This window comes from Anaeromyxobacter sp. SG17 (genome assembly GCF_022690695.1).
GTDB classification, from domain to species: Bacteria; Myxococcota; Myxococcia; order Myxococcales; family Anaeromyxobacteraceae; genus Anaeromyxobacter; species Anaeromyxobacter soli.
Genome location: NZ_JALCYX010000078.1, coordinates 1 through 10,467 on the forward strand (window position 1 = coordinate 1; position 10,467 = coordinate 10,467).

The 10,467-nt window shown below is 76.0% G+C and carries 10 protein-coding genes; 5 read left to right on the top strand and 5 right to left on the bottom strand.

Annotated elements, in window-relative coordinates:
- From MNY60_RS20010 to MNY60_RS20030, 5 genes are all read right to left on the bottom strand, one after another.
- Positions 1 to 780: TolC family protein (locus MNY60_RS20010; protein WP_242361577.1), on the bottom strand; the 780-nt coding region annotated here is incomplete at its 3' end.
- 6 nt (positions 781 to 786) lie between these two features.
- A complete protein-coding gene (locus MNY60_RS20015; protein ID WP_242340049.1) occupies positions 787 to 1,515 on the bottom strand; it encodes a YIP1 family protein in 729 nt (242 codons plus the stop codon).
- Between the two features lie 474 nt (positions 1,516 to 1,989).
- On the bottom strand, positions 1,990 to 2,469 hold the full coding sequence (locus tag MNY60_RS20020) for a DUF1360 domain-containing protein (RefSeq protein WP_242361579.1): 480 nt from the start codon (positions 2,467 to 2,469) through the stop codon (positions 1,990 to 1,992).
- Positions 2,470 to 2,579: 110 nt separating this feature from the next.
- Positions 2,580 to 3,923, bottom strand: a complete 1,344-nt coding sequence (locus MNY60_RS20025; protein ID WP_242356422.1) for a cyclopropane-fatty-acyl-phospholipid synthase family protein — start codon at positions 3,921 to 3,923, stop codon at positions 2,580 to 2,582.
- A 162-nt stretch (positions 3,924 to 4,085) separates the two neighbouring features.
- On the bottom strand, positions 4,086 to 4,979 hold the full coding sequence (locus MNY60_RS20030; protein ID WP_242361581.1) for a helix-turn-helix transcriptional regulator: 894 nt from the start codon (positions 4,977 to 4,979) through the stop codon (positions 4,086 to 4,088).
- Positions 4,980 to 4,996: 17 nt separating this feature from the next.
- Here MNY60_RS20030 and modA point away from each other — a divergent pair, with 17 nt between their 5' ends.
- The 5 genes from modA to MNY60_RS24400 all read left to right on the top strand — a co-directional run bounded on the left by modA (position 4,997) and on the right by MNY60_RS24400 (position 10,357).
- Positions 4,997 to 5,755 carry a molybdate ABC transporter substrate-binding protein gene (gene modA, locus MNY60_RS20035; RefSeq protein ID WP_242361582.1) on the top strand — a complete coding sequence of 253 codons (759 nt, stop codon included), beginning with the start codon at positions 4,997 to 4,999 and terminating at the stop codon, positions 5,753 to 5,755.
- Positions 5,756 to 5,757: 2 nt separating this feature from the next.
- Positions 5,758 to 6,432, top strand: coding sequence for a molybdate ABC transporter permease subunit (gene modB / locus MNY60_RS20040; protein ID WP_242340044.1), 675 nt, complete (start codon positions 5,758 to 5,760; stop codon positions 6,430 to 6,432).
- Positions 6,417 to 7,520: an ABC transporter ATP-binding protein gene (locus tag MNY60_RS20045; protein ID WP_242361585.1), complete on the top strand. Its 1,104-nt coding sequence runs from the start codon at positions 6,417 to 6,419 to the stop codon at positions 7,518 to 7,520. The genes modB and MNY60_RS20045 overlap by 16 nt, the downstream gene beginning before the upstream one ends.
- Positions 7,521 to 7,774: 254 nt before the next feature.
- Entirely contained in the window at positions 7,775 to 9,079 is a 1,305-nt protein-coding gene (locus tag MNY60_RS20050; protein ID WP_242340042.1) for an inositol-3-phosphate synthase, read from the top strand.
- A gap of 108 nt (positions 9,080 to 9,187) precedes the next feature.
- Positions 9,188 to 10,357, top strand: a complete 1,170-nt coding sequence (locus MNY60_RS24400; protein ID WP_242361587.1) for a glycosyltransferase family 4 protein — start codon at positions 9,188 to 9,190, stop codon at positions 10,355 to 10,357.
- Positions 10,358 to 10,467: the final 110 nt, after the last annotated feature.

A 10,467-nucleotide genomic window follows, 5' to 3' on the forward strand; every position in this document is an offset into this window, starting at 1 on the left:
GGCCGCGGCGAGCACCGCCTCGGCGGGCGGCGGCGCGCCGGGGGCGCCGGCCGCGGGATCGAGCGTCGCGGGCGGCACGACGCGCGCCAGGAGCGCCTCCTCGCCGAGCACCTGCGCGAGCGCGGAGCGCGCCTGCGCCACGAGGGCGCGCTGGCGCTCCACGTTGATGAGGTCGTTCCCGAGGTTCACGCGCGCGCTGTAGGTGTCGCTCTTCGGCGCGCGCCCCGCGGCGTAGAGCGCGTCGGAGCGATCGACGAGGTCCTTCGAGCGGGCGGCGGTGTTCTCGAGCACGGCGAGGCTCCGCTCTGCGCGGACCACCTCGTAGAAGCGGCGCGTGACGTCGAAGGCGGTGGCGAGCGCGGCCTCGTCGTACTGCCGCTCGGCGGCGCTCCGGCTGAAGCCGGAGCGGCGCACGTCGTTCAGGGTCGCCCAGTCGAACACGGGCTGGGTGAGCTGGAGCCCGAGCGAGTAGGCCTCGGTGTCGGAGGCGAGACCGGTCTGTACCACCTGGCCGGTGCTGGGGTCGTAGATGGCGCCCGCCTCGGAGGAGCGGCCGATGAAGCTGTGGCCGACCGACGAGGAGAGGTCGAGTCGCGGCAGCGCGCCGGCGACGCTCGCGGTGCGCTCGGCGCGGGCGAGGTCCGCGTCGGCGCGGGAGATGGCGAGCTCGGGGTTCGCGCGTGCCGCGAGCGCGAGCGCGTCGTCGAGCGTGAGGGCGCTCTCGGCGGCCGCGGGGACGGCGAGCGCGAGCGCGAGCGCTGCGGCGATGGGACGGGCCAAGGCGGCTCAGCCTCCTCTCGGGCCGCCGAAGGCGGCGGCAGGGACGACCTTCAGCAGGGCGACGTAGGCGGCGTAGAGGACGATGGTGACGGTGAAGGCGCGGGCCCGCGAGGCGCCGGCGGCGCGCGCCATGCCGGTCGCGACGAGCACGACCGCCCAGAGCGCGAAGAGGTCGACGGCGGAGAGCGCGGCCGCGAGCGGCGGCGCTGCCCCCGACGCGAGGGCCGCCAGGCTCGAGGGCAAGAGCCGCGGCACCTCCTCCGGAGCGAGGGGCGCCCGGGCCACCGCGGCGGGGATCGCGAAGAGGCCGCCGAGCCACACGGGCAGCATCCCGTGCGAGGCGACCGCGAACGTCTCCTTGAAGCCGGGGCGGGTCCCCGCGACGCGGAAGCCCGCGAACAGGCCCGCCGCGGCGCCGAGGGCGAGGAGCGCCGGCGAGAGCGCCGCGCCGGCCCAGCCCGCGATGTGCCCGAGCTTGCGCGCGGTCGCGACCGCCTCCTCGCGCTGGAACTGCGTCATCTCCTGCGCCTCGGGGCCGCGCGCGCCCCGCTCGGCGGCCGCGGCGTAGTCGAGGCGGGGGAGCAGCACCGCGGCGAGGACGAGCGAGGCCAGGGTGGCGACGCCCAGGGCGGTGAGCGAGCGGCGCCGCTCGGCCACCTCGGCGATGCCGGCCGCCGGGGAGGTGAGCGCGCGAGCGACGACGGATCCGTCCTGGAGGAGCTCGGTCGTGGTCATGGCGAGGGGTGCGTGCGGGCCCTTACGTAGCCGGTGCGGGGCGTATTTCACGCAGCCCCGCCCGGCTGTCAAAAGAACAGGGAGACGGAGCGACCCTCGGCGTGACGGCGGGACCGCGCCCGCGCAGCCGGGCCAGCGGGGAGGCTCGTCCCGGCCGCTCGCGGCCGCGTGCTCTCAGTGAAGCGGGGGAACGGCAAGCTCATGGTGGCGGAGCATCCCCCGGCGCGGTTGCGAACGCACGTCCTCGACGTGAAGAAAAGTGAAGGGCGGTGGGCCTTCCGGCCTCACCGCCCTCCAGCCCGTGAGGGCGACGGGCACGTTCTCGCGCCCACCTGCCTCACTGGTCCCCCCCGGTTCCCCTCGCACGAGAATGATCGACACCCCTCAGGCATCGGGCAACCGCCTACACTTGCGGCTGCAGCCACGCTGCCGTGGGCCGGCGCAGCGCACCACCGGGCGTGCGCTCCCAGGTGCTCAGTGACGTCGCGAAGCGGCCGATCGCTCGTCCGCCGCATCCTCCGCCTGGCGGCGCGGCGAATCGTCGCCTCCCTCGCGCAAGGCCTCGGCCCGCTCGCGCACGAGCCGCGTCGCCGCCTCCTCCGTCCGCTGCTGGCGACGCACGAGCCCCTGGCTCTCGTCCACGAACCAGAAGGCGACGCGCATGAACGCGGCGATCACCACCACGAGGACGGACGAGAGGAACACGTCGAGGATCGTGGAGGCGAGACCCCAGCGCGGCGTCACGCGGACGTAGATCGCGCTGGTGAGCGGAACGAGCACGAAGGCGATCCAGTGGGACACGCAGTACGGGCACGAGACGAGGTAGCCGAGCCACGTCTCCTTTCCGCCGAGCGCGTTGCGGAGGGGCTCGAACACCTTCTCCTTCGCGATCGTCTGGGCGAGGCCCATCACGACCGCCGACACGACGAGGAGGTGGAAGACGCGTTCCGCCATGGCCTCCTGCACAGGTAGCGACGCGGACCGCGCGCGGCATCACGCGGCGCCTGCCCGCACGGAGGGCGCTCCGGCGGCTCCGTTCTCCGCGAGGCCCGCGGCCCGGCGGATCAGCGGCCCGCGCCCGCCTGCGGAGGCGCCGCGGCGAGGGTGCGCGTGAGCGGCAGCCCGCTCGCCCCGCGGGACGGCTTCACGTAGAGCGCCTGGAACACCGTGTTCTGCGCGCGGTCGAAGTCGTCCGCGGCGCCCGCCATGTACAGACGCCAGATACGGTACGCCGCGGGGCCCACGAGGCGCTGGGCCTCCTCGCTGCGGCGCTCCAGGCGCGAGATCCAGTGGCGCAGCGTGAGCGCGTAGTGCTCGCGCAGCGACTCCACGTCGCGGAGCTCGAGCCCCGCCGCGACCGCCGCGGCCGCGGTCTCGTGCAGGAACGGCAGCTCACCGTCGGGGAAGACGTACTTCTGCACGAACCCGCCCACGCGGAGGAGCCTCGAGCGCAGCCCGTGATCGCGCGGCACCGCGGGCGAGATGCCGTGGTTCAGGAACAGGCCGCCCGGGCGGAGGAGCCCGAACGCCTGGCGGAAGTACGTCTCGAGGCGCGCGACGCCGACGTGCTCGACCATCCCGACGCTCACCAGCTTGTCGAAGCGCTCGCCGGAGAGCGCGCGGTAGTCGGCCACCTCCACGCGGCAGCGGTCGCCGAGACCGCGCGCGGCGATCCGCTCGCGCGCGAGCGCCGCCTGGGCCGGGCTGAGCGTGATCCCCAGCGCCGAGACGCCGTGGCGCTCGGCCGCCCAGGTGACGAGCCCACCCCAGCCGCAGCCGATGTCGAGGAGGCGATCCCCGGGCGCGAGGCGGAGCTTCCTGCAGACGAGCTCGAGCTTCGCCTCCTGCGCCTCGTCGAGCGAGCGGGTGGGCTCCTCGAAGTAGGCGCACGAGTAAACCATCCGCGCGTCCAGCCACAGCGCGTAGAAGTCGTTGCCGGCCTCGTAGTGGTGGCGCACCGCCTCGGCGTCGCGATGCGGCGTGTGCTTCCCGCCGCGGAGGTGCGCCGCGCGCGCGAGCGGCGCGGCCGAGGCGCGGCGGAAGAGCGCGGTCGCGAGCGGCGCGAGGGCGAGGAGCTCGCGCGGGCCGACGCGCAGCCGGTCCCGCAGCGAGATCGCGTGGACGAGGTCGCCCTCGACGTCCCAGTCGCCGCGGACGAACGACTCGGCCAGCGTGAGCTCGCCCGGCGGCCAGAACATCCGCAGGAGCGAGGCGGGGTGCGTGAGCACGAGGACGAAGCGCGCCTCGAGCCCCGCGGCGGGGGGGAGTGTCTCGCCGGTCCAGAGGCGGACGGCGAAGTCGCGGGGGCCGAGCGGCGCGAGCAGCACCTCGAGCGCGCGGAGCGTGCTCCGAGTGTCCGAGGCCGCCGGGATGCGGTGGCGCTCGAGGGCTCGCGCAGGGGTCGCCATGGCGTCCTCCGATGCGGTGGTCGATGAGCGCCGCGGCGGCGGCGCGCAGGGGCCTTCCGGGTCGCCCGTGCGAGGTTCCCCGCCGGACGGGCGAGCGCGCGCCCGATGGGCCGGGGGCGCGAGCGCAGCGGGAGGGATCCGCCCGCGCTGGCAGCGCCGCCATCACGCCGCGTCGTAGCGGATGTCGCCCGCCCCCGCGGCGTCGTAGCCCGGGACCTCTCGCGCCGCGAGCGCGAACGCCGCCGACTGGGCCACCTCGCACAGCCGCACCACGCGCGGATCGCCGAGGTCGCTCGCGCGCACGAGCAGGCCGTACGGCTCGCGGGCGAGCGGGCGGAACGCGAGCCCGAGCCGCGCGGCCCAGGCTGCCGAGGCGAGGCCGACGTCGGCCCGGCCCGCGGCGACCGCCGCGGCGACCTCGGCGTGCGAGGCGAGGAGGATCGCGCCGGCGTGCGCGGCGGAGGGGTCCAACCCGGCCTCCGCGAGCGCCGCGTCGAGGTGGGCGCGCACGCCGGCGGTGGGTGGGCGCGAGACGAGCCGGAGCCCGGAGAGCGCGGAGAGGGGAGGCACCTCGCGGCCTGCGCGCGCGACGAGCCCGACCTCGCGGGAGACGAGGTGCACGCGCGCGAGCCGCTCGCCGTCGAGCTCCGGCGGGAACGCACCGGCGTGGGCCCCGGCGGCGAGCACGGCCCGCCGGCGGAGGAGCGCGAGCCCCTCGCCCATGTCGGCGGGGACGAGCCCGAGCACCGGCTCGCCGCGGTCGCGCGCGAGGCGCAGGAGGAGCTCGACCGCGACGTCGCCGTTCGCGGCGACGAGCGGCGGCGCGAGCGGGGTCGCGCCAGCGCCCCTCGGGCCCGAACCCTCGGAGCCTGTCGCCCGCGCGCCCGTGCGAGCCGCCCAGCCGAGGACGTCGTCCCGCTCGAAACGCCACTCCGCCCCCACCCGGCGGGCTGGCAGGCCCCGCTTGAGGAGCCTGTAGACCTGCTTCGGGTGGACGCGGAGGAGCTGCGCGACCTCTTCGGTGGTGAGGAGCGAGTTCGCCACGAGGAACAACATGCTACCATGTTCTCCGAATGCGTTACCTGATGCTCCTCGTGGCGGTGCTGGCTGGCCCCGCCCGGGCCGTCGCAGAGCGCCAGCCGCTCGCCGTCGCGGCCGCCGCGAACCTGAAGCCGGCGCTCGACGAAGTCGTGCAGGCGTTCCAGGCGAGCCGGCCGGAGGCGACGGTGCGGGTGACCTACGGCGCCTCGGGGGCGTTCTTCGCCCAGATCCGGAGCGGCGCCCCGCTCGACCTGTTCTTCTCCGCGGACCGCGAGTACCCGCGGAAGCTCGTGCAGGCGGGGCTCGCGCAGGGCGAGGTCGTCTACGCCATCGGCCGGCTCGCGGTGTGGGTCCCCGCACGCTCGCGCCTCGACCTCGAGCGGCGCGGCCTCGCCGCGCTCGCGGATCCCGCCGTCCGCAAGGTGGCGCTCGCGAACCCGGCCCTCGCGCCCTACGGGCGGGCGGCGGAGGCGGCGCTCCGGGCCGCGGGCGTGCTCGACGCAGTGAGGCCGAAGCTCGTGCTGGGGACGAGCGTCGCGCAGGCCGCCCAGTTCGCCATGACGGGCGCCGCGGACGCGGCGCTCCTGCCGCGCTCGCTCGCGAGCGCTCCGGAGCTCGCCGCCGCCGGCCGGAGCGTCCCGGTGCCGGACGCGCTCTCCGCGCCCATCGAGCAGTCCGCCGTCGTGCTCGGAGCCGCGCACGCCCCCGCGCTCGCCCGCGACCTCCTCGCCTTCGTGCGGGGCGCCGAGGGCCGGCGCATCCTCGCCCGCCACGGCTACGCGCTCCCCTGAGCATGGATCTCCAGGCGCTCAGGCTCTCGCTCTGGCTCGCGACGCTCACCACGCTCGCGCTGGTCCTGCTCGGGCTCCCGCTCGCGCACTGGCTCGCGACCACGCGCTCGCGCCTGCGCTTCGCGGTCGAGGCGGTGGTGGCGCTGCCGATCGTGCTGCCACCGACGGTGCTCGGCTTCTACCTGCTCGTCGGGCTCGCGCCGCGGACCGCCGCCGGGCGCGGCTTCGAGGCGCTCCTCGGCCACCCCTTCCCGTTCTCGTTTGCGGGGCTGCTCGTCGCCTCGGTCCTCTACAGCCTGCCCTTCGCCGTGCAGCCGTTCGCCGCCGCGCTCTCGGGCGTCGACCGGCGCCTCGTCGAGGCGGCGCACACGCTGGGAGCCTCTCCGCTCGCAACCTTCTTCCGCGTGACGCTCCCGCTCGCCTGGCACGGCGTGCTCGCCGGCGCCGTGCTCGCCTTCGCGCACACCCTCGGCGAGTTCGGCGTCGTGCTGATGGTGGGCGGGAACGTGCCGGGCGAGACGCGCACGCTCTCCATCGCGCTCTTCGAGCAGGTCGAGGCGCTCGACTACGCCGCCGCGAACCGCACCGCGGCCTTCCTCCTCGCCGCCTCGTTCCTGGTCCTCGTCGCCGTCCACGCGCTCCAGCAGCGGAGGTTCCCGCGATGGGACGCACGCTGAGCCTCGACGTCGAGCGCCGCTTCGCGGCCGGCCCGGTCGTCCGCGCCCGGGTGGAGCTCCCGCTCCAAGGCGGGCTCGTCACCGTGCTCTTCGGCCCCTCCGGCTCGGGCAAGACGACCGTCCTCCGCCTCCTCGCCGGCCTCGATCGGCCGGACGCGGGCGAGATCCGCATGGCGGGCGAGACCTGGGCGGACGCGGCGACCGGCGCCTTCGTGCCGCCGCAGCGCCGCGGCGTCGGGCTCCTCTTCCAGGACCACGCGCTGTTCCCGCACCTCACCGTGGCGGGGAACGTCGCCTTCGGGCTCTCGGCGACGCCGCGCGCCGAGCGCGCCGCGCGCGTGCGGGAGGTCGCGCAGCGGATGGGGATCGCGGAGCTGCTCGACCGCCGGCCCGCCGCGCTCTCCGGCGGGCAGCGCCAGCGCGCCGCGCTCGCGCGCGCCCTCGCGCCGCGGCCGCGGCTCCTGCTCCTCGACGAGCCGCTCTCCGCCCTGGACGCGCCCACCCGCGAGCGGCTGCGCGGCGAGCTGCGCGCGCTCCTCGAGTCCTCTGGCGTACCCGCCATCGTGGTCACGCACGATCGCACCGAGGCGCTCGCGCTCGGCGACCGCATGGTGGTGCTGGCGCAGGGCGGCGTGCGCCAGGTCGGGCCGGTGCACGAGGTGTTCAGCGCGCCCGCCGACGTGGAGGTCGCGCGCATCGTCGGCACGGAGAACGTGCTCCCGGGGCGCATCGCCGCGCGTGAGGGCGGTCTCGCGACCGTGCTCGCCGGCGCGGTGGTGCTCGTCGGCGTCGATCCGGGCGGGCTCGAGGGCGAGGCCTACGCCTGCGTGCGCGCGGAGGACGTGGTGCTCGAGGACGCGGCGCCGCACGGCTCGTCCGCGCAGAACCGGTTGCCCGGGGTGGTCGTCGCGCGCCTCGAGGAGGGCCCCCTCGTGCGCGTGGCGGTGGACTGCGGAGCGCGCCTCGTCGCGCTCGTCACGCGCCGCTCGGCCGACGCGCTCGCGCTCGTCCCCGGCCGCGCGGTCGTCGCGCGTGTGAAGGCACCCTCGGTACGGATCGTGCCGCGCGCGCCGGCGGCGGGCGGGTAGCGGCGCCGGCTCCTCGCCGCGCGGCGCGTTCGCGGTGCGCGTTCGCGCGCGCTCCTCGCACGCCGAACCCATCCCACTCGCACCGGCTCCCCCGAACGCGGCCGAGCAGGCGCGACCCCGACATGCCGGGGAGCGGGTGCACGACCACTCGGCCCCTTCCGCCGCGGCGCACCATGCGATAGAAACCGCGCTCAACCGTCGGCCGTGCCCCTTCCTGGTGCAGGAGCAGGCGGTCAGCCTACGAGGAACCACACATGAAGACCGGTTTGGGGGTTAGGCCCGTGCGGAAAGGCGAGAAGCTCGCCGTCCTTCTGCCCGGCATGGGTGCCGTGGCGACGACCGCTGTCGCCGGCGCGATCGCCGTGCGGCGGAAGCTCGCTTCCCCGATCGGCTCGCTGACGCAGCTCGGCCACCTGATCGACGAGCGGGGCGAGGTCGGTCCGCGCGTCTCCGACGTGCTCCCGCTCGCGAGCCTCGACGACCTCGTGTTCGGCGGCTGGGATCCCATCCCCGACGACGCGTACGCCGCGGCGAGCCGCGCGAAGGTGCTCGGCCACGAGCACCTCGACCCGATCCGCGCCGAGCTCGAGGCGGTGAAGCCCATGCCGGCGGTGTTCGACAAGGAGTGGGTCCGCCGGCTCGACGGGCCGAACGTGAAGAAGGGCTCGCTGCGCCAGAAGGCGGAGGAGCTCCAAGCCGACATCCGCGGCTTCATGCAGAAGAACGGCTGCGCGCGCGGCGTGATGGTGTGGACCGGCTCCACCGAGGTCTACGCGCAGGTCGGCGCCGCCCACCTGTCCTTGAAGGCGTTCGAGGCGGCGCTCGACAAGAGCGATCCGACCATCGCGCCGTCGATGATCTACGCGTACGCCGCGCTCAAGTGCGGCATCCCGTTCATGAACGGCGCGCCGAACCTCTCGCAGGACACCCCCGCGCTCCAGGAGCTCGCCGAGCGCGAGGGCGTCGTCACGGGCGGCAAGGACTTCAAGACTGGCCAGACCCTGATGAAGACGACGATCGCGCCGATGCTCCGGGCGCGGCTCCTCGGCCTCGACGGGTGGTTCTCCACGAACATCCTCGGCAACCGCGACGGCGAGGTGCTCGACGACGCCGCGAGCTTCAAGACGAAGGAGGTCTCGAAGCTCGGCGTGCTCGACCAGATCCTCGACCCGCGCCGCCACCCCGAGCTCTACGGGGACATGGATCACAAGGTCACGATCCACTACTACCCGCCGCGCGGCGACAACAAGGAAGGCTGGGACGCGATCGACATCGTGGGGTGGCTCGGCTACCCCATGCAGATCAAGGTGAACTTCCAGTGCCGCGACTCGATCCTCGCGGCGCCCATCGTCCTCGACCTCGCGCTCCTCGCCGACCTCGGCCAGCGCGCGGGTGAGAAGGGCGCGCAGGAGTGGCTCTCGTTCTTCTTCAAGAGCCCCGTCGTGGCCCCCGGTCACTCGCAGGTGCACGACCTCTTCCAGCAGCAGACGAACCTGCACGCCCAGCTCCGCCGCTACGCGCAGGCCGTCGCGGCGGCGTCGCAGAGCAAGGTCGGGTAGCCGCGCGCGGCCGCCCCTCCTGCTAGAGTGGGCCCCGCCCGCCTTCGCGGGCGGCGGGGCCACCTCGGCACGGCGGCCGCTGCGCGCAAAAGCTCCGGGTGTCCCCCCGTGCGCATCTGCATCGTCACGCCGTACGACCTCTCGCACGAAGGCGGCGTGAACCGGCACGCGCAGGCGCTCGCCCGCGCCATCGGCGGCGAGGGGCACGAGGTGCGCGTCCTCGGACCCGCGAGCGGGGCGGTGCCGGACGGCTGCGACGGCGTGCCGGGCGTGGTCCCGGTGCCGGCGAACGGCTCGGTGGCCCGGATCGGCCTGCTCCAGTCGGCGAGCGCGACCCGCGCGTACCTGGAGGCCGGCCGCTTCGAGCTCCTCCACGTGCACGAGCCCATCGTCCCCGGGCCCGGACGGCACGCCCTTCGCCTGGCGCGCGTCCCCGTGGTGGCGACGTTCCACGCCAACGCCGAGCGCGAGCTGCCGCTGCAGCGTGCGCTCCGCGCGGTCGCCTCGGCGGGCCTCTCGCGCATCGACGCGGGGATCGCCGTGTCCCGGGCGGCCAAGGCGTTCTCGCGCACCATCTACCGCGGCCGCACCGCGGTGATCCCGAACGGCGTGGACCTCTCGCGCTTCGCCGCCGCCTCGGCGGCCCGGCCCCCGCGTCCGGCGGACGAGCCCGCGGGCGGGGCGGTCCGCGTGTTGTTCGTGGGGCGCTTCGCCGAGCCGCGGAAGGGCTTCTCCGTCCTCCTCGACGCGGTGGCGCTGCTCCGCGCGCAGGGGCGCGGCGTCGAGGTGGACGTCGTCGGCGCCGGCGCGACGGAGCGGTTCCGCGCGCGCGCCGCGCACCTCGGCGTGAGGTTCCGCGGGCGCCTCGAGGACGCCGCGCTCGCCGAGGCCTACGCGCGGGCGGACGTGTTCTGCGCGCCGTCGCTCGGGGGCGAGAGCTTCGGGATGGTGCTCGTCGAGGCGATGGCCGCGGGCTGCCCGGTGGTCGCGAGCGACCTGCCCGGCTACGCGGAGGCGGCGCGCGGCGCCGCGCTGCTCACGCCGCCCGGGGATCCCGGCGCGCTCGCGGTGGCGCTCTGGCGCGCCGCGGTGGATCGCGACCTGCGCGCGAAGCTCGCCCTGCGCGGTCGGGCGCGCGCGGACGCGCTCTGCTGGAGCCGCGTCGCCGCCCGGGTGCTGCACGTCTACGCGCAGGCGGTCGCGCGGGCCGCGCTCCCGGGCGCGGCGAGCACCGCCCTCGAGGAGGCCCGGCCGCGCGCGGCGGTGCGGCCGGTGTAACGACCGAGCATGAGTCGGAAACAGTCAACGAGCGAAGCGAGCCCGCCGGGGCGGCCCCCCCCCCCCCGCCGAACCCCCCCCCCGGGGGGCCCCGGCCCCGCGCGCCCGGG

Coding starts and splice junctions, on each gene's coding strand:
- MNY60_RS20015 (WP_242340049.1), bottom strand. CDS start 1,515: ATGACCACGACCGAGCTCCTCCAGGACGGATCCGTCGTCGCTCGCGCG.
- MNY60_RS20020 (WP_242361579.1), bottom strand. CDS start 2,469: ATGGCGGAACGCGTCTTCCACCTCCTCGTCGTGTCGGCGGTCGTGATG.
- MNY60_RS20025 (WP_242356422.1), bottom strand. CDS start 3,923: ATGGCGACCCCTGCGCGAGCCCTCGAGCGCCACCGCATCCCGGCGGCC.
- MNY60_RS20030 (WP_242361581.1), bottom strand. CDS start 4,979: ATGTTGTTCCTCGTGGCGAACTCGCTCCTCACCACCGAAGAGGTCGCG.
- modA (WP_242361582.1), top strand. CDS start 4,997: ATGCGTTACCTGATGCTCCTCGTGGCGGTGCTGGCTGGCCCCGCCCGG.
- modB (WP_242340044.1), top strand. CDS start 5,758: ATGGATCTCCAGGCGCTCAGGCTCTCGCTCTGGCTCGCGACGCTCACC.
- MNY60_RS20045 (WP_242361585.1), top strand. CDS start 6,417: ATGGGACGCACGCTGAGCCTCGACGTCGAGCGCCGCTTCGCGGCCGGC.
- MNY60_RS20050 (WP_242340042.1), top strand. CDS start 7,775: ATGAAGACCGGTTTGGGGGTTAGGCCCGTGCGGAAAGGCGAGAAGCTC.